Here is a 21,524-nt window from a genome sequence, read left to right on the forward strand (position 1 = left end):
CCGCGGAGCGACGGTTCAGGGGCGGGCGCCGTCGATGAAGTCGAGCAGGTCCCGGTTGAGGCGGTCGGCGTGGGTGATGAAGACGCCGTGCCCGGCCCCGGCGTACTCGTGGTAGACGTTGCCCGGCACCAGCTTCGCCAGCCGCCGCCCGCACAACCAGACGGGGGCCGAGGCGTCGGCGTCGCCGTGGATGATCAGGGTCGGCACCCTGATGGCGGCGCTCTCCTCGCGCAGGTCGGTGCAGACGCCCGTCCTGACGACCTCGTGGGCGGCCTTGGCCGAGCAGTCGAGGCAGCGCTGCACGGTCCACTCGACGAGCTCGCTGGAGATCTGGTTGCCCAGGTGCGTGGCGAAGAACGCCTGCGCGTTCTGGGCCAGCCACCTCGGGCGGTCCTTGGCGCGGACGGCCGCCACTGCGTCGAAACGGTCCTGGTCGATGCCGTCGGGGTTGTCGGGCGTCCTGACGGCCAGCGGCGCGGTGGGCGAGATCAGCACGATCCGGCTCACCCGGTCGTCCCCGTGGCGGGTCAGGTAGCGGATCACCTCACCGCAGCCCATCGAGTGCGCCACCAGCGTCACCCCGCGCAGGTCGAGGTGGTCGAGCAGCGCCGCCAGGTCGTCGGCGAGGTTGTCGTAGTCGTATCCGTGGCCGGCTCAGTCGGAGCGGCCGTGCCCGCGCTTGTCGAAGGCGACGCAGCGCAGCCCCCGCTCCGACAGCGGCATCATCTGGAACTCCCACGAGCTGCTGCTGAGCCAGGCGCCGGCCACGAACACGACGGGCTCGCCCTGCCCCCAGTCGGTGTAGAACAGGCTCGTCCCGTCGTGGCTGTCGAAGTACGGCATGTGGTCCTCCCGGACGTCTCGCGCTTACGGGAGAACTCTCGCGCGGCGTGGGTCATGCCGTCGATTACGTGCCAGGTAATGCCACGGCCTACGCGGCGGGCGCCAGCCCCCGCGCCAGCACGTCGAACGCCTGGTCCACGGCCGCGACGTGATCGGCGAGCACGTCGGCGGCCCGCTCCCCGGCCAGCTGCCGGGCCGCGGTGGCCAGGAAGGCCGAGCGGAAGGCGCCGACGACCAGCGCCGCGGTCAACCGGCCGGGCAGCCCCTCGCCGCACTCGTCGACCAGGGCCGCGAGCACGGCCTCCAGCTCGTCGGCGATCTCCCTGGCGCGCGCCCGCAGCGCCGCGGAGCCGATCACCACCCGGAAGAAGTGCACGAACCGGTCGTCGACCCCGCCGAGCGGGTGGCCCGCGCGCGCGTGCCGGACGAGCATGTCCCGCAGCGCCGACAGCACCGGCTCGCCCGGCCGGCGGCCCCGGACGGTGTCGGTGACCAGGTCGACCAGCTCGGGGACGCGGTCGAAGAAGATGTCCTCCTTGCGGGGGAAGTAGTTGAACACCGTCACCTTGGAGACGTCCGCCGCCTCGGCGATCTCGCCGATGGTCACCTCGTCGAAGCCGCGTTCGTAGAACAACATCGAGCCGTGGTCGGAGATGCGCCTGCGGGTCTCGGCCTTCTTGCGTTCGCGGAGCGATGGAGTCTCTTTCACGAGAAAAGTATATCGCACTCAAACTTTAGTCGGGTATAGTTTTTGCCATGGACTACGACGTGATCATTTCCGGTGGCGGTCCCGTTGGCCTGATGCTCGCCTGCGAGCTGCGGCTGCACGACGTGCGCGTGGCGGTGCTGGAGCGGCTGACCGACATCGACCAGACGGTCAAGGCCGGCTCGGTCAACACGCCCACCGCCGAGGCCCTCTACCGGCGCGGGCTGCTCCCGGTGCTGGAGGAGGCCCAGGCCGAGACGATGAAGGCATTCCAGGCGTTCATGGCCCAGCGGGGCGGCGCGGCGGCGGCCGGGCAGCCCAAGATCTCCGCCTTCGCCGGGCACTTCGCCGGCTTGTGGCTGCTGACCGACCTGGTGGACGAGAGCGACCCCGACTTCGCCGACCGCGGGCCGGCCGCCCGCCTCAGCGGCATCCGGCAGCAGGACATCGAGCGGGTGCTCGGCGAACGGGCCGCCGAGCTCGGCGCGGACGTGCTGCGCGGCGTTGAGCTGACCGGCTTCGAGCCCTCCGCCGACGGGGTCGTCGTGCGGGCGGGCGAGCGGGAGTTCCGCTGCGGGTGGCTGGTGGGCTGCGACGGCGGCCGCAGCACCGTGCGCCGCCTGGCCGGCTTCGACTTCCCCGGCACGCCTCCGCTGATCACCGGCCACCAGGCCGTCGTGACCATGGAGGGCGGCGAGGGGCTCGGCACCGGCTGGACGCACACCGACACCGGCACCTACGCCAACGGGCCGACCCCCGGCCGCATCCTGACCGTGGAGTTCGACGGGCCGCCGGAAGACCGCACCACGCCGGTCACCGCCGAGGAGCTGCAGGCCAGTCTGCGGGCCGTCTCCGGCGTGGACGTCACCATCACCGGCGTCAGGACGGCCACCCGCTTCACCGACAACGCCCGCCAGGCCACCACCTACCGGCTCGGCCGGGTCCTGCTGGCCGGCGACGCGGCGCACGTCCACTCGCCCTTCGGTGGCCAGGGGCTCAACCTGGGCATCGGCGACGCCGTCAACCTCGGCTGGAAGCTCGCCGCCGTCGTCCGGGGCCGCTCGGCCGAGGCGCTGCTGGACACCTACACCGCCGAGCGGCACCCCATCGGCGCGTGGGTGCTCGACTGGACCCGCGCCCAGGTGGAGCTCATGCGGCCCGAGGCCCGCTCCCGGGCGTTGCGGGCCGTCGTGTCCGACCTGATCGGCACCACCGAGGGCACCACGTACTTCGTCAAGCGGCTCTCCGGCGTCTGGCACCGCTACGAGCTGCCCGGCGACCACCCGCTGGTCGGCCAGAGCGTCCCCGACCTGGAGCTGGCCGACGGCACCCGGGTCGGCGACCACCTGCACGATGGGCGCGGGCTGCTGCTGGACCTCGGGGCCGGTCTGGCGGCCGACCCGCGGGTGCCGGTGCTGGCCGCCAAGCCGGTGGACGTCCGCGACTTCGGCGGCCTGCTGGTCCGGCCGGACGGAGTCGTCGCCTGGGCGGGCGACGCGCCGGACGCCGCGCTGGAGGAGGCCCTGGCCGCCTGGTTCTGACGGCGCCCTACTCGCCGGCCGCCCACTCCTGGTACGTGGTCCGGCCCAGCGTGGCGTCGTCGTCGGGCACCAGCGAGCGCTCGGTCAGCTCGCTGCCGAAGTAGCGGGCGTGCTCGTCGGCGACCACCTCGCGCGGGTCGCCGAGGCCGGCCAGCGCGTCGCGGAAGAACTCGTCCATCCGGAACTGCTCGGGGCCGGCGACCTCGGTCCGGCCGTTCAGGGGCGCCCCGAGCGCGACCCGGGCGACCGCCGCCGCGACGTCGTCGCCCGCGATGGGCCGGAACAGCACGGGCGCGATGTGCACCTCGCCGTCGACGGCCGACTCGTCGGCGATGCCCCGCACGAACTCGAAGAACTGCGTCGCGTGCACCAGCGAGTACGGCAGGCCCGACTTCTCGATCAGCCGCTCCTGGGCGATCTTCGCGGCGAAGTAGCCGTTGTCGGGCATGCGCTCGGTGCCCACGACCGACAGCGCGACGTAGTGGCCGACGCCCGCCGCCGCCCCGGCGGCCAGCAGGTTGCGGGTGGAGGTCTCGAAGAACTCCAGCACCGCGGCCCGCTCGAACGACGGCGAGTTGGAGACGTCCACCACGACCTGCGCGCCCTCCAGGACCTCGGCCAGCCCCTCCCCCGTGAGGGTGTCGACGCCGGTACTCGGGGACGCGGCGACCGCCTCGTGCCCCTGTCCGGCCAGCCTGCGCACGAGCTTCGACCCGATCAGGCCGGTCCCGCCGATCACGACAACCTTCATGACGACCTCCCTCTCGCCCGGGGCACCTCGTGTGCCGTCCGGTCGCCGGCTGATGTCATGTCCAGCCGGCGGCCCGGCGGCACCCGTTGTGACGCCTCCATTACCCGGCGATGTCCTGTCATGCCCGTACGGCCGGGGCGGCGGCAGGGCGCGACCGTCAGTCGTGCGCGGGCGGCAGCACCGCGGCGACCAGGGCGCGCAGGGCGGCCAGGGCCTCGGCGGCGTCGACGCGCTCGGGGGCGACCAGCCACTGCTGGTGGATGCCGATGCCGGCGCCGATGAGCGCGACCGCCAGCGGCTCCACCGGCAGGCCCGGCGGCAGCGGCAGGCGTTCGAGCCAGCGCCTGCAGTGGTCGCGCAGCGTGTCGTGGATCTCGACGTAGCGGTCGCGGATGGGCGAGCCGGGCTCCAGCGCCTCGACCAGCAGGGTGACGAAGAGCTTGGTGGTCGGCAGGGCGAACATCGCGCCGACGCCCTGGTCGAACGGCCCGAAGTCCGGCTCGCCGGCCCCGGGGGCGTCGGCGAGGCCGTCGCGCACCCGGGCCACCGAACGTTCGAGCACGGCCAGCAGCAGGCCCTCCTTGCCGCCGAAGTGCCACGGGATGGACCCGCGGCTGATGCCCGAACGGGCGGCCACGTCGTGGAACGTGGTCTGCCGGTAGCCCTTCTCGGCGAACAACTCGGCCGCCGCGTTGAGGATGAGCTCGCGGCTCTCGTTGCTGGTCTGTTCCCGTCGCGTTGTCACGCCACCTCCTCTGTGCTATCAATCGTATTCTATGTTGACCAACACAGAGGAGAGTCCCGTGCACGTCGCCATGATCGCCACGCACTACCCGCACGCCGCCCACCGCGAGGAGTTCGTCGGACGGGTGCGCAAGGTGGCCGAAGCGTTCCGGAGCATGCCCGGCTGCCTGTCGGCGGAGTGCTGGCTGTCGGAGGAGGCGGTGGTCTCCATCGTGCGCTGGGAGTCGGACGAGGCGTTCGCCGCGTCGCTGGCCGCGCTCGGCGCCGCCGACGTCGACGTGGCCTTCGACGAGCGCGAGGCCCGGCCGCGCGAGATCGTCCGGCTGGCCGCCGCCTGAGGCTAGTAGCCCGAGGGGCGGACCAGCCCCGTCTCGTACGCGAAGACCGCCGCCTGGGTGCGGTCGCGCAGCCCGAGCTTGACCAGGATCCGGCTCACGTGGGTCTTGACCGTCTGCTCGGCGATCACCAGGCGCTCGGCGATCTCGGCGTTCGACAGGCCCTGCGCGATCAGCGCCAGCACCTCGGTCTCGCGCTCGGTCAGGTCGCCCACGCGCTCCTTCAGCGGCGCCCGCGGCGCGCGGCTCACCCGGGTGAACTCGGCGATCAGGCGCTTGGTGACGTTCGGGGCCAGCAGCGCGTCGCCGGTCGCCACCACCCGCACCGCGTGGGCCAGCTCGGCCGCCGAGGCATCCTTGAGCAGGAAGCCGGACGCCCCGGCGCGCAGCGCCTCGTAGACGTAGTCGTCGAGGTCGAACGTGGTCAGGACGAGCACCTTCGCCGACGCGTCCGGACGGGCGGCGATCCTGCGGGTGGCCTCGATGCCGCCGAGCTCGGGCATGCGCACGTCCATGAGGACGACGTCGGGGTCCAGCTCGGCGACCTTGGCGACGGCGTCGAGCCCGTTGACGGCCTGGCCCACGACCTCGATGCCGGGCTCGGCGTTGAGCAGCACGGTGAAGCCCTGGCGGACCATGACCTGGTCGTCGGCGATGAGCACGCGGATGCTCGTCATGAGGTGGCCTGGACGCCTTTCTGTGAGTCGACCGGCAGGAACACGCTGACCTCGTAACCGCCGTCCGGCGTGGGCCCGGCGGCGAGGTCGCCGCCCAGCATGGCGGCGCGCTCGCGCATGCCGAGCAGCCCGTGCCCGGCGCCGGGCGAGGGCCGCGCCGGCCTGGCGGGCGGCTCGTTGACGACCCGGATCGCCAGGGCGCCGGGCCGGTACGTCAGCCGGACCGCCACCGCCGCGCCGGGAGCGTGCCGCATGGCGTTGCTGAGCGCCTCCTGCACGATCCGGTACGCCGACAGCTCCACGCCCGGCGACAGCGGGCGCGCCTGCCCGGCGATCTCGGCGGTGAGCGTGACGCCCGCGCCGCGCACGTTGGCCACCAGCTCCTCCAGCCGGTCGAGCGTGGGCTGCGGCGCGTCGCCCGGCTGGTCCTGCGCGCGCAGCACGCCCAGGACCCGGCGCAGCTCGGTCAGCGCCTCGACGGCGTTCTCCCGGATGCCGGCCAGGTTCTCCCGCAGCTCCTGCGGCGGGTCCTCCACCAGGTGCGGCGCGACCTGGGCCTGGATGGAGATCACCGACATGTGATGGGCGACGACGTCGTGCAGCTCGCGGGCGATCCTGCTGCGCTCCTCCAGCAGCGTGCGGCGGGCCCGTTCCTCGGCCGTCAGCTCCTCCTGGGCCTCCAGCCGGGTACGGGTCGTCCTGAGCTGGCGCACCCCGGCCCCGACGGCGACCGCGACCGCGTCGGCCATCAGGGCAGTCGCGCCCAGCCCGCCCCCGTTGGCCTCCGGCATGAGCACCACGATCGCCACCGCGGTCAGCGCGGTGATCGCCAGCGCCTTGACGGCGATGCCGGGGCGTACCCGCAGCGCCAGCAGGAACAGCACGCCGGCCTGCAGGGCGACGCCCGAGCCCGTCCACGGGAAGGCGGTCGGGTCGGCGCGTGGGAACGGCCCCCTCTCGAACGTCTCGGGATGCACCGTCCAGGGGAAGCTCAGGTGCTGCGACACGTAGACCATGCCCGACCGCGCCCCGGCGACCATGAGGGCGATCGTCGCCCACCAGGCGGCCAGCGGGCGCCACATCGCCAGCACCATGGCCGCCGCCATGGCCATGGCCAGCAGCGGGACGGTCGGGTCGATGCCGATCCCGCCCGGGTACAGGCCCATGGCCAGCGCGTACAGGGCGACGGCGACGTGCGGGAGCCGGGACAGTGCGCGCGGCCCGCCCATGCGGGGCAGGGGGTCGGGGGCCATGGTCCACAGGTCCGCGCCCAGCGCGGCGAGGGCCTTCCGCAGCCTGCTCATCCGCCCTCGCCCACGTTCCTTCTGTCCCGGCTTGCACCCTTGGCCCAGCTTACGGGTGAGCCGGTCACCATCCGCGCGAGGAGGCGGCTGCCGCGATTGCCCATGGGAGCCCTTCCGGTGGGGGACGGTTCCTCCGACGCTACGGACCGCCCCGGCCGCGCGCCTCCCGCTGCGGAGCTCACTTCTCGCCTAGCTCCCAGGTACTACGGGACGTACCTCAGCCCGCTCCGGGCAGGTGCAGACGGCGTCCCTGCCAGCGGGCGCGCAGCCAGCGGTCATGGCTGGCCACCACGACCGCGCCGGGGCCGTGCTCGGCCATGGCGGCCTCCAGCTCGTCGGCGAGGCCCGGCGACAGGTGGTTGGTGGGCTCGTCGAGCAGCAGCACGTCGGGAGGGTCGGCGATCAGCAGCGCCAGCGCGAGGCGGCGGCGCTGGCCGACGGACAGCTCCCCCACCCGCAGGTTCGTGTCGCGGGCGCGGATCAGGCCGAGCGAGCGCAGCGGCACGGCCTCGGCGCGCGCCGGCCCGAGAACCCGCTCGTAGGTCTCCCGCACCGTGCGGCCGGGGTGCTCGAACGTCGTGTCCTGGGGCAGCAGGCCGACGGTCAGCCCCGGCCGCCGCCGTACCGGCCCGGCCGGCTCCAGGTCGCCGGACAGGACCGCGAGGAGGGTGGACTTGCCCGCGCCGTTCGGGCCGGTGACCAGCAGCCGGTCCCCTTGGTGGAGGTCGAGCCGGTCGAGCGCGAGCCGCCCCGCCACCCGGACGTCCCGCGCCGCCACCAACAGCCCGCCGCCAGGGCTCTCCCCGCTCCCGGCACCGCCACGGTCCCCCTCGGGACCTTCGGAAGGAAGGAGGGCCGCGTCGCCACGGTCGCCCTGCGAACCTTCAGAAGAACAGAGGGCCGCGTCGCGCCTCCCTCCTTCCGGACCTTCAGTTGGAGAGAGGGCCGCGTCGCGCCTCCCTCCTTTCCGAGCTTCAGTGGGCGGGAGGGGGGCGGTGAGGCGGGGGCGTAGGCGCAGTGGGGGTGGCGGGGCGGGGACCTGGGCGCGTTCCAGCTCGGCGAGCCGGCGGGCGGCGTCGCGCACCCGCCGGGAGATCTGCTGCTGCACCCGCCCGGCGCGGTGGCCGTAGCCCATCTTCTCGTTGTCGCGGCGCAACCCGTCCTGCGCCACCCGCCGCGCGGTCACCGCGACGGCGCGGCGCAGCTCGTCCAGTTCCTCCTGCTCGGCCGCGTGACGCCGCTCCCAGCGTTCGCGCTCGGCGCGTTTCCCGGTCAGGTACGCGCTGTAGCCGCCGCCGTACCGGACGGGACCGTCCACGGCGAGGTCGAGGTCGAGCAGGTCCGTGCAGACCGCGTCGAGGAAGGCCCGGTCGTGGCTGGCCACGACCACCACGCCGGTCATGCCGCGCAGTTCCTCCTCGACGAAGACGGCGGCGTCGTCGTCGAGGTGGTTGGTGGGCTCGTCGAGCAGCAGCGCGGCGGGACGCCTGATCAGCAGCGCCGCCAGGGCGAGCCGGCCGCGCTGCCCGCCGGACAACGACCCGAGCACGCGCGTGCCCGGCACACCGCCCAGGCCCAGCCGGTCGAGGACGATCTCCGCCCGCCGGTCGGCGTCCCAGGACTCGTGCTGCTGCGCCTGGTCGAGCCGGGCCCCGTACGCCTCGAGCAGCGCGGCGTCGTCCGGCGACCCGGCCAGCTCGCGGGCGAGCCGGTCGAGCTCGGCCAGGTCCGTCCGCGCCTCGTGCAGGGCGTCGTCGAGCACGTCGGCGAGCGTGTCGCCGGCCGCGAACGGCAGCTCCTGGTGCAGGAAGCCCAGGTCGGCGGGCCGGACGACGGTGCCGGAGTCGGGTTCGTCCACGCCGGCCAGCAGGCGCAGCAGCGTGGACTTTCCCGCGCCGTTCTCGCCGATGAGCCCGATCCGGCGGCCGGGGGCGGCGGTGAGCGAGAGGCCGTCGAGCACGCGCCGCGTGCCCAGCGTCCGGACGAGATCGTGGGCCAGCAGCGCGTCGCCGGCCGGCGGGCAGGGGTTGGAGACCATGTGAACCTCGGAGGAGGACGCGGGCGCGCCGAAGCCGCCCGGTGAAGGGGACAGGGGTTTCGGGGAACGACGAAAAGGCCCACGTCGGCGGCGCTCACGCGCTCACGCCGGGGCCGATCACCCTCCGGTGTCACCCGGAGATGTCGTCGTCACCTGCCATGTCCGGTCTCCTGACCGTAGATCACAAACGTTCCCACCGTAGCCTACGCGCTCCACCCCGCGGGCAGGCCCAGGGCGGCCCGGACGCCCGGGGTGACCGCCGCGCGGAAGGCGGCGTCGAGCTCGGCGGGCGACCAGGGCGCGCACCCGGCCGTAGCCCGCCGCTACGGCCTGAGCACGATCTTGCCGTGGGTGTGCCGCCGTTCCAGCTCGCCGAACGCGTCCCTGACCTGCTCCAGCGGGTACACGCGGGCGATCGGCACCTCCAGCTCCCCCCGCGCGGCGAGCCGGGCCAGCTCTCCCACCACGACCGCACACGCGGCCGAACCTTCCCCGTACGTCCGCGCGCCGACCCGGGCCGCGCCCGCCCAGTCGCAGATCGTGTCGATCCGCTCGGGCCGCACGCCCAGCTCGACCGCCAGATCGACGTAGCCGTCCCCATAGGTGTCGATGAACGCGTGCACCTTCCCGCCGGAGGCCGACCGGATCCGCTCGGCCACGCCCTCCCCGTACACCACCGGCACGACGCCGTGCCCGGTCAACCAGGCGTGGTTGGCCTCGCTCGCCAGCCCGATCACCGTCGCGCCCCGCCGCCGCGCGAGCTGCACGGCGAGGGACCCGACGCCGCCCGCCGCCCCGGACACCACCACGATCTCCCCCGGCCCCGGATCGACCGCGAACACCGTGGCGTACGCCGTCGTGCCGGCCACGTACAACGCCCCGGCCACCTCCCAGGGCAGCCCCGCGGGCCGCAGGGTCAGAGCCACGTCGTCGGCCACGACGAACTCCGCGTGGCTCGCCCGGCGATGGGTGAAGCCGAGCACCTCGTCGCCCACCGCGAACCCGCGCACCTCCGGACCGGCCGCCACCACCACACCGGCCAGATCGCTGCCCTGCCCGGACGGGAACGTCGCCGGCCAGCGCCCGTGCCGCGCCCCCTGGCGGATCATCGTCTCGCCGGGCTGGATCCCGGCCGCCCGCACCTCGACCAGCACCTGCCCGGGGCCCGGCGCCGGACGCTCGACCTCCTCCACCCGCAGGACGTCGATCCCGCCGTACTCGTGGAACCGCACAGCCTTCATCGCGTGATCACCCTCCTCGTCCGGACCGGCCCTCGCACGGCCGCAACCCACCCTGCCCCTCCCGTGTCGGCGGCGGAACGGACCGCTCTTCCCAGGACCGCCGATCCCAGGAAGCGGCTTGACTTCAAGTGCGCTTGAAGCCGCAGGATCCCGCACATGACCAAGAACCAGACGACAGGCCGTACCGGCCAGGAGACCGACGCGCTCATCGCCCTGCTCGACCTCGGGGACAACCTGCCCGGGGCGGCCGAGCTGCGAGCGCGTTCCTACGAGCTGCTCGGCCTCGCCCCGCGGGCGGCGGTGGCCGACGTCGGCTGCGGATCGGGCCGCGCGGTGGCGGAGATGGCCGGGCTCGGCGCGCGGGCGATCGGGGTCGACCCCGACGAGCGGATGATCGGCGTGGCGGCCGGGCGGTGGCCCGCCGGCGAGTTCCGGGTGGCGGAGGCGTACGCGTTGCCGTTCGACGACGGCGAGCTGCGCGGCTATCGGGCCGAGAAGGTGTACCACGTCCTGGACGACCCGGCCCGCGCCGTGGCCGAGGCGCGGCGCGTGCTCGCCCCCGGCGGGCGGATCGTGCTGCTCGGGCAGGACTGGGACACCTTCGTCATCGACTCCGGCGACGCCGCGCTCACCCGCCGGATCGTGCACGCCCGTGCCGACCTCGTCAGGTCGCCCCGCGTCGTCCGCCGCACCCGCGATCTGCTGCTGGACGCCGGTTTCTCCGACGTCACCGTCGAGGTGCACACCAGGGTCTTCACCGACGCGACGATGGTGCCCGTACTGGCCGACCTCGCGGGGAAGGCGTGTTCGGCCGGGGCGGTCGGCGCGGCCGAGGCCGAGGGCTGGCTCGCCGAGCAGCGTGCGCGGGGGCGGGCCGGGCGGCTGTTCCTGGCCCTGCCGCTGTTCGTGACCGCGGCCACGCGTTAGCCCGCCGGGGCCGGGTCGGCGGCGGGGCAGGGCGGGGCGAAAGCGGCCAGTTCGCCGCTCTCGTGCCGTTCGAGCAGGGCCTCGGCGCCGTGCTCCAGGGCGCGGGCCGCGTCCGCCGCGCGCGGGAGCATCGTGCTCTCGTACGCGGCCACGGCCTCGGCCACCGTGGCGGAGCCGGCCAGCGCGAGGGCGAGCTCGCAGGCGTCGAGCATGGCCAGGTTGGCGCCGACGCCGAGCGGCGGCATGAGGTGGGCCGCGTCGCCGAGCAGGGTCACGCTGGAGGACCGCGCCCACACGTGCGGGACGGGCAACGCGAACAGCGGACGGTCGACGTACGGCCCGTCGTTGCCGGTGATCATCCGGAGCAGGTCCGGCGACCAGCCGGAGAACGCGTCGAGCAGCCGGGCGCGGATCCCGGCGGTGTCGCCGGCGCTCAGGCCGCTCGCGGCGATCCACCCGGCGGGCAGGCGCTGGATGACGTAGACGCGGATGTGGTCGCCGCCGTTGCGCTGGGCGAACAGGGCGCGGTCGCCGTCGGCCGCGGTGGCGCCGCCCTGGCCGACCAGCGCGGCGAGGCCGGGGTGGGCGTTCTCGACGTCGTGGAACCACGCCTCCAGGAAGGTCACCCCGGTGTAGCGCGGCGCCGCGGGCGAGACCGCCGGCCGCACCCGGGAGAACGCGCCGTCGGCCCCGACGACCAGGTCCGCCTCGACGGACGTGCCGTCGCGGAAGTGCACCCGGCGCGGGCCGCCGGGCGGGCCGGTGACCTTCTCGACGGCCGCGCCCCACCGCACCGTCCCGGGCTCCAGCGAGCCGAGCAGCAGGTCGCGCAGCACGCCCCGGTCGATCTCCGGCTTGAAGAGCTCGCCCGCGGCCGGGACGTGGTGGTCGAGCAGCCGTCCGGACGGGTCGAGCAGCCGCATCTCCTGCCCTTCCGGGCGGGCCAGCCGGAGGAAGTCGTCGAGCAGGCCGGCCTCGCGCAGGGCGGCCTGCCCGTCGTCGGCGTGCAGGTCGAGGGTGCCGCCCTGGTCGCGGGCCCGCGGGTGGGCGTCGCGGTCGTGGACGGTCACGGGGATGCCGTGCCGTTGCAGGACGCGGGCGCAGGTGAGCCCGCCGGGGCCTGCTCCGACGATGTGGATCCGCGCGGCGGCGGGTGCGGGTGAGCGCATGACTGGACCTCTCGTTCGCGATCAGGGGTGGGTACGGCGAGCGCCGCCGTTCCAGAGAAGCAGAACGAGTACAAAAGTGCAACCGGTCAACTAATTCACTGGTGCCACCTTTTGGTAGGGTGGGCGGCATGGACACGCCACCCGTCGCCGGCCGCCGCGAACGCAAGAAGGCCGCCACCCGCAGAGCCATCGCCGACGCCGCCCTGCGCCTGTTCATCGAACACGGCTACGACCGGGTGAGCGTCAGGGACGTCGCCGAGGCGGCCGACGTGTCGACCACCACGCTGTTCAAGCACTTCCCGAGCAAGGAGGCGCTGGTCTTCGACGAGGAGGCCGACCGGGAGGCGGAGCTGGTCGCGGCGGTGCGCGGGCGTCCGGAGGGGCAGAGCGTCGTCGAGGCGCTGCGCGGGCACGTGCTGGCGTCCTGGCCGCAGGTCGCGGCCCATCCGCTGCAGGCGGAGTTCACCGAGCTGGTGGAGTCCACGCCGGCGCTGCTGGCGTACTCCGAACGGATGTGGACCCGGCACACCGCCGCTCTCGGCGCGGCCATCGCCGAGGACGCGGGCGTGGCCCCCGACGACGTCGCCTGCCACGCGCTCGCCCGGTTCGTCCTGGAGACGCCGGCGCTCACGCGGGGGCGGCCGGATCTTCGCGGGGCCGTCGAGCAGGTCTTCGACCTCCTCGCGCACGGCTGGCGCCCGCCGCGCTAGCGGCCGGCGCCGGCCCGCGCCCTCAGACGGTCCGGGACGACCGCCCGCCGTCGAGCCCCCACGAGACGATCCGGACGGGGGTGATCACGATGACCTCCCGCGAGAAGTACGGCACCGGCGGCTCGTGGTCGGCCAGGGCCACCGCCGTGCCCCGGATCTCGATGCCGCGCACCACCCACGGGTCGGTCGAGGCCAGGTCGTCCACGACGAGGGCGACCGTGCTGCCCCGCTGGACGTTCCTGAACTTCTTGGAGGCGCCCATCGCGTGCCCGCCGATGGTGATCGTGCCCGTGGCGGCGTCCACGAAGAAGCCCACGGGGTTGTTCTGCACGTCCCCGGAGGGGGAGACGGTGGCCAGCCGGCCGAGGTGCTGCCCGGCCAGGTAGTCGAGCTCTGCCTGCGTGAAAATCATGCGGGGAGTATGCAACCTTGACACCGGCGTCACCCCAAATCCACCCATTCCGCCAGTTCGACTCCAGGACGATGTGCCGGCATTCGGCCATGAGCGACGACGACCTGATCGAGTTACGGCGCGAGCTCCACCGCCACCCCGAACCGGCCAGGAGCGGCGCACCGCCGCCCTGGTGGCGGTCCTGGACGCCCTGCTGCTGCACGCGTCCTATCCGTTCAACGGGGAGGATTTCGGGCTGTTCCTGGAGCGGGCGCCGGGGGCGATGTTCTTCTTCGGCGTGGGCGAGCGGGGCGTGCCGCACGCCCCGGACTTCGTGCCGGACGAGCGGGCGATCGCCCTCGGCGTCGAGGCGATGGCCGGGTTCCTGCGCGCCCGCGGCGCCGCGCTCTGACGTCCCCGGCCCGTCTCCCGGCCCGGCGGATCGGGCGTGGGACGGGCCGCGGACGGGCCGAGGACGGGCAGGTCAGCGGCGGGACAGCCGCAGCGGGAAGGTGCCAGGGCCGACGCCGCCGAGCGTGGTGGTGTAGGCCGCGAGGTACCGGTCCAGGTACGGCGAGCGGTCACCCTGGGTGGGCACGTCGTGCCGCGTGGACAGCAGGTCCAGGCTCAGCCGCGCGCCGGAGACCTTGATCGTGTTGCCCGAGGGCACGTCCAGCCAGCCGTTGGACTCGATGGTGCCGATCTGGACGCCCAGGCGGTGGCCCGGCTCGAAGGTCCAGTCGGCCGACTTCAGGTCGAACGCGATCGGGCCGCCGCGCGCCAGCAGGGCGACGTTCTCGTCGAACATCGTCGCCCGGCCGTCGGGGGCGACGTCCCACAGGCGGACCATGACGTTGCCGTAGGTGCTCGCGTCGAGCCTGATCCGCGGCGTGCCGGTGAGCCTGAGCTTCTCGGCGGCGGGCGTGGACCAGGTCCAGTAGCTGCCCGCGGCGGCCGCGCTCTGCCTGGCCGAGCTCTTCTCGGCGGTGGAGAGCGGTTCGAGCGGCGGCGCGTGCTCCATGTCCCAGCGGCCGGAGGGGGCCGTGGTGGCCGTGGCCGCGGCGCCGCCGCCGTCGTCCAGGTACGCGCCGGCCGACAGCCGGGCCTCGTACGACGTCGTGACCACCGGCCAGGTCGGCTGCGCGCGCCACCCGCCGAGGCTGTCCTCGATCGCGTACGCCGGGTCGCCCACCGAGGGGCGCACGCCGCGCAGGTACTGGTCGTAGAACCGCATCACCTCGTCGAACCAGCCGGCCCGTCCCTGCAGCAGCCGGCCCTGGGCGTCGGTGTCGTTGCCGCGCACGTGCTCCCACTGGCCGAGCCAGCCGCGTTCGCGCCCGCGGTGGTTGTCCAGGTAGACCTCCATGTCCTCGGGCTTGGTGTTGGGCTCGATGAAGCCCTGGGTGACCAGCAACGGCGTGCTGGTGCCGGCCGCCCGGTCGGCCAGGTTGCGCGCCCGCCAGTACGCCGAGCGCAGGTCGGGATTGTTGTTGTTGGTGATGTTGTCGGACAGGCAGGCGGGATGGGCGGTCTCGTACTGGGCGTTCGCCTTGTACCGGTCGCTGTCGCCGGCCATCGGCGCCATCGTCGCGATCGAGTTGTACGCCTCCGGCGTGCCCGTGACGTTGGGCCGCGGGACCTTGTTGCTGAACAGGTAGTTGTACATGTTCCAGACCGGCTCCTGGGCGACGACCGCCTTCAGGCTCGGCAGCCTGAGGTTGTTGCCGACCAGGCCGGTGACCGCGTCGTACGACTTGCCGTACATGCCGACCTTGCCGGTCGACCAGGGCTGGGCCGCCGCCCACTCGACGGCGGCCCGCACGTCGGCCTGCTCGCCCGGCCCGACCCAGTCGAGGCAGCCGGTGCTGCCGCCGAAGCCGCGCAGGTCGACCATCACGAAGGTGTAGCCGCGGGCCATCAGCCCGGCGCCGTCGACGAAGTCCCGGAACCGCGCCGACGGCCCGACCTGGTCCCATCCCTCCGGGCCGGTCTGCCCGGCGTGGGCGAAGTAGGGGCCGACCGAGACGATGACCGGCGTGCGCGCGCCGGCCGGCAGGTGCGCCGGGCGCAGCACGTCGGCGTGGAGCTCGACGCCGCTGCCGTCGGCGGAGGGGAAGTACGCCTCCGCCCAGGCGGCGCCCGCGGGGACCCGGGGGTTCTCCTCGTGCGTCACCCCCGGCGCCGTGGTGCGGGCCGAGGCCGGCGGGCCGCCGGCGGCGAGAGTGGTGATCGTGACCAGGACGCCGGCCGCCACAGTGGCCGTCGCCTTCCCGCGGATGTTCATCGACTCTCCCCGTGCATAGGTGTGCCGGCGGCGTCCGAACGAGCGTGCATCACTCATATGCCAGCGGGCACGCCCAGGCAAGCCCCGCCACACCCGTCCGGGAAGTCAGCGGGGGACGCGGCGGGTCAGGCGCATGCGGATGTCGTGCTCGGCCCACAGCACGAAGCGTTCGACGGGCGTCACCGGATGGTCCTCGACCGGCTCGAAGGCGAACCTCCTGAGCAGCACGGCGAGCACCAGCTCGGCCTCCACCACGGCCAGGCTCGCGCCCTCGCAGCCGCGCGGCCCGAGGCCGAAGGGGAGGTAGGCGTAGCGGTGGCGGGCGGCCTGCTGCTCGGGGGTGAACCGGGCCGGCCGGAACGCGTGCGGGTCCGGCCAGTGGCGGGGGTCGAGGTGGACGGCCCAGAAGGGGTAGAAGATCGTGGTGCCCGCCGGGACGTGGTGGCCGCCGAGGGAGAGGTCCTCGGTGGTCTCGCGGGCGCCGTACGGGCCCGGCGGGTAGAGCCGCATCGACTCCTTGAGCGCCATCCCCAGGTACGGCAGGCGCCGCAGGTCGGCGTACTCGGGGGCGGCCCGGTCGCCCAGCACGTCGTCCAGCTCGGCGGTCACCCGCGCGGCCGGGCCGGGGTTGCGCGCGAGCAGGTGCAGGGTCCAGGAGACGGCCACGCCGGTGGTGTGGTGGGCGGCCAGCATGATCATGAGCACGGTGTCCCTGATCCGGGCGGGCGACATGTCCGCCTGCGCCAGGGCGGTCACCAGTTCGCTGCCGCCGCGGGCCAGCACCCCGTCCACGACCTCGCGCAGGTACGCCAGCGCCCGGTCGCCGCGCGCGAGGTCGTCGTCGCGCTCGTACAGGCGGCCCAGGTGGACGGTCAGCACGGTCTCGAACGCGCTCACCACCCGCGCCGGGTCGGCGAGGCCGCCGCCCAGGGCGTACTGGGCGATCATGCGCAGGGACAGCTCGCTCAGGTCCTGCTGGAGCGCCACCGGGCCGTCGGCGGCGCGGCGCTCCCAGCGGTCGGCCAGCTCGGTGGCCAGGGTGACGAAGCCGGCGAAGTGCGCCTCGTGCGAGCGGCGGCCGGCGAGCACCGAGAGCAGCACCCGGCGGAAGGGGCCGTGCTCGTCGGCGGGGAGCGTCTGCAGGTTGCCGGCCTCGCACAGGGGGGCCAGGAACTCGAAGAGCTTGTCGGGGCGTTTGTCGATCGCGGCCGTGGCCTCCAGCAGCACGGGGTCGGCCACCGAGATCGCGGCCGGCGCGCCGGGAAGCTGGAAGCGCACCAGCGGGCCGTACCGCTCGTGCAGCCGGAGCTGGTAGGTGTGCAGGCCGCCGACGGCCGCGATGGCGCTCAGCCCGCCGTCCGCCGCGGGAGGAGGGCCGGGGATGTCACGCATCCGGCCACCGTCTCGCGTGCGCGCCCGCCCGGCAAGTGCCCCCGGACCGGCGGCGGTCACCTTTCTCCGGTTCGATGCGTCAGCAGAGTGAGAACGCCACCTTTGATAGGAAATATCGCCATGACTCACCATGACCTGCTGGCCGACCGGTTCGAGGGACATCGTCCCCGTCTGAAGGCGGTCGCCTACCGCATGCTCGGCTCGCTGGCCGAGGCCGAGGACGCGGTCCAGGAGGCGTGGCTGCGGCTGGCGCGCTCGGACTCGGGCGACATCGCCGACCTGGGCGCCTGGCTGACCACCGTGGTGAGCCGGCTCTGCCTGGACATCCTGCGCGCCCGCAAGGCCCTGCGGGAGGAGCCGCTGGAGGCGCGCCTGCCGGACCCGGTGGTCGGGCGGGCCGAGGCCGCCGACCCGGCCGCCGACCCCGAGCAGGAGGTGCTGCTGGCCGACTCGGTGGGCCTGGCGTTGCTGGTCGTGCTGGAGTCGTTGTCGCCGGCCGAGCGGCTGGCGTTCGTGCTGCACGACATGTTCGGCCTGCCGTTCGAGCAGATCGCGCCCATCGTGGAGCGCACGCCGGTGGCGGCCAAGAAGCTGGCCAGCCGGGCGCGTCAGCGGGTGCGCGGCGCGGCCCCGACCCCCGATCCCGACCTCGCCGCTCAGCGCCGGGTGGTGGAGGCGTTCCTGGCCGCGGCCCGCGAGGGCGACTTCGACACGCTGCTGGCCGTCCTCGATCCGGACGTGGTGCTGCGCGCCGACCGCGGCCTGCTCACCGGCGGCATGAAGGTCGTCCGCGGCGCCGCGGACGTGGCCGGGCAGGCCACCGCCTTCCGCCGCTCGCCCATCGGCGCGGTCGCCCACCCGGCGCTCGTCAACGGCCTGGCGGGCCTGGTCAACACCGTGGAAGGCAGGCTGTACTCGGTCATGAGCTTCACCGTCAGCGACGGCCGGATCGCCACGATCGACATCCTGGCCGACCCCGACCGGCTGGCCGCGCTCGACCTCACGCCCCTGGAGCACTGATCGCCGGGCGGTGATTGACGAAGGTCGTCGCGGTGCTGGACGATCGGTCGCGCGGAGTCGTCCACCGGCCGCCGCCTACGAAGGGTTCCCTGATGACGCTCGCCTCCCGGCTCGGCCACGCCCCCGACGACCGGCTGCTCATCGTCAACGCCGACGACTACGGCATGAGCCGGTCGGCCAACCTCGGCATCACCTCCCTCCTGCGGGCCGGGGCGATCAGCTCGGCCACGGTGATGACGCCCTGCCCGTGGGCGCCGCAGGCCGTCGCCGCGGCCGCGGGCTTCGACGTCGGGGTGCACCTGACGCTGACCAGCGAGTGGGAGGGCTACCGCTGGGGCCCGGTCACCCGCGACCGGCCGGTCCCCACGCTGGTGGACGAGACCGGCTACTTCTTCCGCGACTGCGCCTCCTTCGAACGGTCCGCCGACCCCGGCGAGGTCCGCGTCGAGATCGTCAACCAGATCCGCAGGGCCGTCGCGCTCGGCCTGGACCCCTCGCACGCCGACAACCACATGGGCAGCCTGTACGGCCTGGCCACCGGCCGCCACTTCCTGGACGTCGTCCTGCCGGTGTGCGCCGAGTTCGGCCTGCCCTTCCGCCTGCCGCGCTCGCTGGCCGGCACCGGCGCGCCGGAGGAGCTGGAGCCCGTGGCGCGGGCCCTGGCCGCGATGGCCGACGAGGCCGGGGTGGTCATCCTCGACCACCTGTGGTCGCTGCCCTTCCAGCAGTCCGACGGCGAGGACTACGACTCGCTCAAGAAGGACATGATCGGGCTGCTGCGCTCGCTGCGGCCGGGTGTGACGGAGATCTACATCCATCCCTTCGAGGACACCGACGAGCTGCGCGCCATCATGCCGGGCGCGGCCAAGCGCGGCTGGGAGCTCGCCCTGTTCACCGACCCCGACGTCCGGGAGATCCTGGACGCCGAGGACGTCAAGCTGATCGGCTGGCTGGACCTGCGGGCCGCGCAACGTGGGGAACGCCCGTGACCTCGGGCGGGTCCCGGTCCGCCGGGTGAGCCGCTATGCGGGGCCGGTGGGCACCAGGTAGCGGCGTTTGCGCTCGGTGAGGTCGAGCAGCCGGCCGCCGCTGGCCTCGATGACCCGGCGGGAGGCGGTGTTCGTCCGGTCGCACATGACCAGGGCGGGGTCGACGCCCAGCCGCCGCGCGATCGGCAGCGCCGCGGCCAGCATCGCCGTCGCGTGGCCCAAGCGGCGGGCCCCCGGGCGCACGTCGTAGCCGATGTGGCCGCCGAACCGTTCCAGCTGCAGGGTGAGCCGGTGGCGGACGGCCAGCCTGCCGAGGAACCGGTCGCCGTCGGCCCACCACAGCGTGGTCATCGGCACGAACCCCGCGCGCACGCCCGCCTCGGTGCGCTCGCCCAGCACCCGCCGGACGTAGGCCGCGAAGGCCGCCGGATCGGTCAGCGCCCCGGGATCGACGTCCTGGACGAACCACGGGACCGGGAAGTCACGGTCGGCCCGGAACTCGGCCACCGCCGCCAGGAACGACGTCCGCAACCCGGGCGTGGGATCGACGAGAGCCGGCATGCCGACCATGATGCCCGACGGCCGGTCAGAACGGGCGAGGTGTCCTGGCGGTGGCGCGGTCGAAGAGGTCGGCGAGCTCGGCGGCGCAGTGGTCGGGGTCGAGGCCGCCGGCGACCCGGTCGGCCACCGCGTCGATGCCGGCGCGCAGGGACGTGGCCATCAGGACGCTGTCGAACGGCCGGAACGCGCCGCTGCGCTGGCCGTCCTCGAACAGGGCGACCAGCCTGGCGATGGCGGCGTCCCGCTCGTCGCCGCCCACCGGCGCGCGGTTGAACGCGATCTGCTGGACCGCGCGCACGTGGGCCGGATGGGCCGCGATGAAGGCGATGTTCGCCCTGATGAACGCCTCCAGCTGGGCGCGGGCTCCGGAAGCGGCCTCGATCACCGGCCGCATGAAGGCGGCCGCGTCGGAGACGACCTGCCGGACGACGGCCTCGAAGAGCTGCTCCTTGGTGGAGAAGTGGTAGGAGATCAGCCTCTTGCTGCTGAGCCCGGCATGGTGACAGATGGCCTCGAACGTGGTCTCCGCGTAACCCCGCTCGGCGAGCACGGCGATCGCGGCCGAGGCGATCTGGGCCTTGCGTGCCTCGGTGGCCGCCTGACGGGTTCCGGAGCTCTCCATGTCAGCCCAGCTTGCCACGCTTCGGGAACGCCGCACGCACGGCACTGCGGTTGACGACGACCGCGACGGCGGCGATCAGGACGCCGACCACGGCCTGCTCGGCCTTCATCCACAGCGGGTAGCCGCTGTCCGGCGCGATGAGGATGAGCACGACGCCGATGGGCGCGGCGACGGAGACGAAACGGATGCGCACGTAGGCGGCCCGTCTGCCCCGGGCGGCCTGCCCGGCGAGGGAGACGAGCCAGGCGGAGGCGGCGGCGACGGCGGCGGCGCGCAGCCACACCACCCAGTTGCCGCCGACGACGGCGGCCACGCCGAGCGTGGCGATCGACAGGAGCAGCACGGCGGCGAAGAGGATCCGGACGAGCCGCCAGACCTGATTGTTATCCATGAGGATAAATTTACACGCCCGGATAACGAAGTGCGAGGGAAAATCCGTTGCCGCCGTCCCGGCGGAGCGGCCACGATCGATCATGACCGTGACCCGAGAGGTACTCGCCTACTACGCACAGGACCTGGAGCACGACCGGCTGCGCGAGGGGCGCGGCCGCCTGGAGTTCTGGCGCACCCAGGACGTGCTCCGCCGCACGCTGCCGCCGGCCCCCGCCCGGGTCCTCGACGTGGGCGGCGGCACCGGCGTACACGCCGAATGGCTGCTGGCCGACGGCTACGAGGTGGAGTTGCTGGACCCCGTGCCGCTGCACGTGGAGCGGGCGGCGAGGGTGCCGGGGCTGCGCGCCCGGGTCGGTGACGCGCGGCGGCTGCCCGTGCCGGACGGCGGCGCGGACGCCGTCCTGCTGCTGGGCCCGCTCTACCACCTCGCCGACCGCGCCGACCGGCTGCGGGTCCTGAGCGAGGCCCGGCGCGCCGTGCGGCCCGGCGGGCTGGTGGCCGCGGCCACCATCAACCGGTACGCGGCCGTGCTCGACACCGTCAACCTGGGCACCTACCTGGAGGAACGGCAGCGGGAGGCGGCCCATGCCGCCGCGGCGGACGGCGTCATGCTCTCCCCCAGGCGCGGCTTCTCCGCCTACTTCCACCACCCGGACGAGGTGGCCGCCGAGTTCGCCGAGGCCGGACTGTCCGGCACCGCCCGCTACGGCCTGGAGGGCACCTTCTGGCTGCACGGCGACGTCAACGACTGGCTCGACGACCCGGAACGCCGGGCCCTGCTGCTGGACGCACAGCGCTCGATGGAGTCGGAGCCCTCGCTCCTGGGCGCCAGCGGACACCTGCTGACCGTCGCCCACCGGCCCGGCTGAGTTTCCTTACACGCCCT

22 protein-coding genes and 1 pseudogene are annotated in these 21,524 nt (G+C 74.0%); 8 read left to right on the forward strand and 15 right to left on the reverse strand.

Annotation, left to right across the window (positions count from 1 at the left end; genetic code table 11):
- Positions 1-15: 15 nt before the first annotated feature.
- Positions 16-843 (reverse strand): annotated as a pseudogene (locus ABZ459_RS37690) (alpha/beta hydrolase).
- Positions 844-931: 88 nt separating this feature from the next.
- Positions 932-1,552: a TetR family transcriptional regulator gene (locus tag ABZ459_RS37695; RefSeq protein WP_357980938.1), complete on the reverse strand. Its 621-nt coding sequence runs from the start codon at positions 1,550-1,552 to the stop codon at positions 932-934.
- A 47-nt stretch (positions 1,553-1,599) separates the two neighbouring features.
- Between ABZ459_RS37695 and ABZ459_RS37700 the strand changes: the two genes are divergently transcribed.
- Positions 1,600-3,090 carry an FAD-dependent oxidoreductase gene (locus tag ABZ459_RS37700; RefSeq protein WP_357980941.1) on the forward strand — a complete coding sequence of 497 codons (1,491 nt, stop codon included), beginning with the start codon at positions 1,600-1,602 and terminating at the stop codon, positions 3,088-3,090.
- Between the two features lie 7 nt (positions 3,091-3,097).
- On the opposite strand, the gene ABZ459_RS37705 is transcribed toward ABZ459_RS37700, so the two are convergent.
- Both ABZ459_RS37705 and ABZ459_RS37710 read right to left on the reverse strand, forming a co-directional pair.
- Positions 3,098-3,841, reverse strand: coding sequence for an SDR family oxidoreductase (locus ABZ459_RS37705; protein ID WP_357980944.1), 744 nt, complete (start codon positions 3,839-3,841; stop codon positions 3,098-3,100).
- Between the two features lie 157 nt (positions 3,842-3,998).
- On the reverse strand, positions 3,999-4,586 hold the full coding sequence (locus tag ABZ459_RS37710; RefSeq protein WP_357980947.1) for a TetR/AcrR family transcriptional regulator: 588 nt from the start codon (positions 4,584-4,586) through the stop codon (positions 3,999-4,001).
- A gap of 58 nt (positions 4,587-4,644) precedes the next feature.
- On the opposite strand from ABZ459_RS37710, the gene ABZ459_RS37715 reads away from it, so the two are divergent.
- Positions 4,645-4,923: an antibiotic biosynthesis monooxygenase gene (locus ABZ459_RS37715; RefSeq protein ID WP_352363589.1), complete on the forward strand. Its 279-nt coding sequence runs from the start codon at positions 4,645-4,647 to the stop codon at positions 4,921-4,923.
- A 2-nt stretch (positions 4,924-4,925) separates the two neighbouring features.
- Here ABZ459_RS37715 and ABZ459_RS37720 read toward each other — a convergent pair whose 3' ends face one another.
- The 4 genes from ABZ459_RS37720 to ABZ459_RS37735 form a co-directional block, all read right to left on the reverse strand.
- Positions 4,926-5,597, reverse strand: coding sequence for a response regulator transcription factor (locus ABZ459_RS37720; RefSeq protein ID WP_357980950.1), 672 nt, complete (start codon positions 5,595-5,597; stop codon positions 4,926-4,928).
- Positions 5,594-6,901 carry a sensor histidine kinase gene (locus tag ABZ459_RS37725; RefSeq protein WP_357980953.1) on the reverse strand — a complete coding sequence of 436 codons (1,308 nt, stop codon included), beginning with the start codon at positions 6,899-6,901 and terminating at the stop codon, positions 5,594-5,596. Before ABZ459_RS37725 ends, ABZ459_RS37720 begins: the two co-directional genes overlap by 4 nt.
- A gap of 217 nt (positions 6,902-7,118) precedes the next feature.
- Positions 7,119-8,939 (reverse strand): ATP-binding cassette domain-containing protein, encoded by a 1,821-nt coding sequence (locus ABZ459_RS37730; RefSeq protein ID WP_357980956.1) that lies wholly within the window; start codon positions 8,937-8,939, stop codon positions 7,119-7,121.
- A 323-nt stretch (positions 8,940-9,262) separates the two neighbouring features.
- Positions 9,263-10,180: an NADP-dependent oxidoreductase gene (locus ABZ459_RS37735; RefSeq protein ID WP_357980959.1), complete on the reverse strand. Its 918-nt coding sequence runs from the start codon at positions 10,178-10,180 to the stop codon at positions 9,263-9,265.
- Between the two features lie 156 nt (positions 10,181-10,336).
- Between ABZ459_RS37735 and ABZ459_RS37740 the strand changes: the two genes are divergently transcribed.
- Positions 10,337-11,107, forward strand: coding sequence for a methyltransferase domain-containing protein (locus tag ABZ459_RS37740; protein WP_357980962.1), 771 nt, complete (start codon positions 10,337-10,339; stop codon positions 11,105-11,107).
- On the opposite strand, the gene ABZ459_RS37745 is transcribed toward ABZ459_RS37740, so the two are convergent.
- Positions 11,104-12,276, reverse strand: coding sequence for an NAD(P)/FAD-dependent oxidoreductase (locus tag ABZ459_RS37745; RefSeq protein ID WP_357980965.1), 1,173 nt, complete (start codon positions 12,274-12,276; stop codon positions 11,104-11,106). The genes ABZ459_RS37740 and ABZ459_RS37745 overlap by 4 nt on opposite strands.
- Positions 12,277-12,404: 128 nt before the next feature.
- Here ABZ459_RS37745 and ABZ459_RS37750 point away from each other — a divergent pair, with 128 nt between their 5' ends.
- Positions 12,405-12,986, forward strand: a complete 582-nt coding sequence (locus ABZ459_RS37750) for a helix-turn-helix domain-containing protein (RefSeq protein ID WP_357980968.1) — start codon at positions 12,405-12,407, stop codon at positions 12,984-12,986.
- Positions 12,987-13,008: 22 nt separating this feature from the next.
- On the opposite strand, the gene ABZ459_RS37755 is transcribed toward ABZ459_RS37750, so the two are convergent.
- Positions 13,009-13,398 (reverse strand): PPOX class F420-dependent oxidoreductase, encoded by a 390-nt coding sequence (locus ABZ459_RS37755; protein WP_357980971.1) that lies wholly within the window; start codon positions 13,396-13,398, stop codon positions 13,009-13,011.
- A gap of 172 nt (positions 13,399-13,570) precedes the next feature.
- Here ABZ459_RS37755 and ABZ459_RS37760 point away from each other — a divergent pair, with 172 nt between their 5' ends.
- A complete protein-coding gene (locus tag ABZ459_RS37760) occupies positions 13,571-13,789 on the forward strand; it encodes a hypothetical protein (RefSeq protein ID WP_357980974.1) in 219 nt (72 codons plus the stop codon).
- 72 nt (positions 13,790-13,861) lie between these two features.
- Here the strand turns inward: ABZ459_RS37760 and ABZ459_RS37765 are convergent, their stop codons facing one another.
- A complete protein-coding gene (locus ABZ459_RS37765) occupies positions 13,862-15,661 on the reverse strand; it encodes a CocE/NonD family hydrolase (RefSeq protein WP_357980977.1) in 1,800 nt (599 codons plus the stop codon).
- Positions 15,662-15,766: 105 nt separating this feature from the next.
- Positions 15,767-17,053: a cytochrome P450 gene (locus ABZ459_RS37770; RefSeq protein ID WP_357980980.1), complete on the reverse strand. Its 1,287-nt coding sequence runs from the start codon at positions 17,051-17,053 to the stop codon at positions 15,767-15,769.
- A 120-nt stretch (positions 17,054-17,173) separates the two neighbouring features.
- Between ABZ459_RS37770 and ABZ459_RS37775 the strand changes: the two genes are divergently transcribed.
- Both ABZ459_RS37775 and ABZ459_RS37780 read left to right on the forward strand, forming a co-directional pair.
- Positions 17,174-18,073 carry a sigma-70 family RNA polymerase sigma factor gene (locus ABZ459_RS37775; RefSeq protein ID WP_357980983.1) on the forward strand — a complete coding sequence of 300 codons (900 nt, stop codon included), beginning with the start codon at positions 17,174-17,176 and terminating at the stop codon, positions 18,071-18,073.
- Between the two features lie 92 nt (positions 18,074-18,165).
- Positions 18,166-19,062: a polysaccharide deacetylase family protein gene (locus tag ABZ459_RS37780; protein WP_357980986.1), complete on the forward strand. Its 897-nt coding sequence runs from the start codon at positions 18,166-18,168 to the stop codon at positions 19,060-19,062.
- A gap of 33 nt (positions 19,063-19,095) precedes the next feature.
- Here the strand turns inward: ABZ459_RS37780 and ABZ459_RS37785 are convergent, their stop codons facing one another.
- Genes ABZ459_RS37785 through ABZ459_RS37795 form a run of 3 tightly spaced genes read right to left on the reverse strand, consistent with a single transcriptional unit; the run spans position 19,096 to position 20,636 of the window.
- Entirely contained in the window at positions 19,096-19,623 is a 528-nt protein-coding gene (locus ABZ459_RS37785) for a GNAT family N-acetyltransferase (RefSeq protein ID WP_357980989.1), read from the reverse strand.
- Between the two features lie 25 nt (positions 19,624-19,648).
- Positions 19,649-20,245: a TetR/AcrR family transcriptional regulator gene (locus ABZ459_RS37790; RefSeq protein WP_357980992.1), complete on the reverse strand. Its 597-nt coding sequence runs from the start codon at positions 20,243-20,245 to the stop codon at positions 19,649-19,651.
- A gap of 1 nt (position 20,246) precedes the next feature.
- A complete protein-coding gene (locus tag ABZ459_RS37795) occupies positions 20,247-20,636 on the reverse strand; it encodes a hypothetical protein (protein ID WP_357980995.1) in 390 nt (129 codons plus the stop codon).
- 82 nt (positions 20,637-20,718) lie between these two features.
- Between ABZ459_RS37795 and ABZ459_RS37800 the strand changes: the two genes are divergently transcribed.
- Positions 20,719-21,507 (forward strand): methyltransferase domain-containing protein, encoded by a 789-nt coding sequence (locus ABZ459_RS37800; protein ID WP_357980998.1) that lies wholly within the window; start codon positions 20,719-20,721, stop codon positions 21,505-21,507.
- Positions 21,508-21,524: the final 17 nt, after the last annotated feature.

Origin of the sequence: Nonomuraea sp. NPDC005692, from assembly GCF_040631115.1 — a bacterium.
Lineage (GTDB): Bacteria > Actinomycetota > Actinomycetes > Streptosporangiales > Streptosporangiaceae > Nonomuraea.

What these genes read in the sequence shown, in the direction of transcription:
- ABZ459_RS37700 (WP_357980941.1), top strand. Translation starts at nt 1,600, where the DNA reads ATGGACTACGACGTGATCATTTCCGGTGGCGGTCCCGTTGGCCTGATG.
- ABZ459_RS37775 (WP_357980983.1), top strand. Translation starts at nt 17,174, where the DNA reads ATGACTCACCATGACCTGCTGGCCGACCGGTTCGAGGGACATCGTCCC.
- ABZ459_RS37730 (WP_357980956.1), bottom strand. Translation starts at nt 8,939, where the DNA reads ATGGTCTCCAACCCCTGCCCGCCGGCCGGCGACGCGCTGCTGGCCCAC.
- ABZ459_RS37705 (WP_357980944.1), bottom strand. Translation starts at nt 3,841, where the DNA reads ATGAAGGTTGTCGTGATCGGCGGGACCGGCCTGATCGGGTCGAAGCTC.
- ABZ459_RS37755 (WP_357980971.1), bottom strand. Translation starts at nt 13,398, where the DNA reads ATGATTTTCACGCAGGCAGAGCTCGACTACCTGGCCGGGCAGCACCTC.
- ABZ459_RS37720 (WP_357980950.1), bottom strand. Translation starts at nt 5,597, where the DNA reads ATGACGAGCATCCGCGTGCTCATCGCCGACGACCAGGTCATGGTCCGC.
- ABZ459_RS37735 (WP_357980959.1), bottom strand. Translation starts at nt 10,180, where the DNA reads ATGAAGGCTGTGCGGTTCCACGAGTACGGCGGGATCGACGTCCTGCGG.
- ABZ459_RS37750 (WP_357980968.1), top strand. Translation starts at nt 12,405, where the DNA reads ATGGACACGCCACCCGTCGCCGGCCGCCGCGAACGCAAGAAGGCCGCC.
- ABZ459_RS37725 (WP_357980953.1), bottom strand. Translation starts at nt 6,901, where the DNA reads ATGAGCAGGCTGCGGAAGGCCCTCGCCGCGCTGGGCGCGGACCTGTGG.
- ABZ459_RS37785 (WP_357980989.1), bottom strand. Translation starts at nt 19,623, where the DNA reads ATGCCGGCTCTCGTCGATCCCACGCCCGGGTTGCGGACGTCGTTCCTG.
- ABZ459_RS37795 (WP_357980995.1), bottom strand. Translation starts at nt 20,636, where the DNA reads ATGGATAACAATCAGGTCTGGCGGCTCGTCCGGATCCTCTTCGCCGCC.
- ABZ459_RS37800 (WP_357980998.1), top strand. Translation starts at nt 20,719, where the DNA reads ATGACCGTGACCCGAGAGGTACTCGCCTACTACGCACAGGACCTGGAG.
- ABZ459_RS37780 (WP_357980986.1), top strand. Translation starts at nt 18,166, where the DNA reads ATGACGCTCGCCTCCCGGCTCGGCCACGCCCCCGACGACCGGCTGCTC.
- ABZ459_RS37740 (WP_357980962.1), top strand. Translation starts at nt 10,337, where the DNA reads ATGACCAAGAACCAGACGACAGGCCGTACCGGCCAGGAGACCGACGCG.
- ABZ459_RS37790 (WP_357980992.1), bottom strand. Translation starts at nt 20,245, where the DNA reads ATGGAGAGCTCCGGAACCCGTCAGGCGGCCACCGAGGCACGCAAGGCC.
- ABZ459_RS37770 (WP_357980980.1), bottom strand. Translation starts at nt 17,053, where the DNA reads ATGCGTGACATCCCCGGCCCTCCTCCCGCGGCGGACGGCGGGCTGAGC.
- ABZ459_RS37745 (WP_357980965.1), bottom strand. Translation starts at nt 12,276, where the DNA reads ATGCGCTCACCCGCACCCGCCGCCGCGCGGATCCACATCGTCGGAGCA.
- ABZ459_RS37765 (WP_357980977.1), bottom strand. Translation starts at nt 15,661, where the DNA reads ATGAACATCCGCGGGAAGGCGACGGCCACTGTGGCGGCCGGCGTCCTG.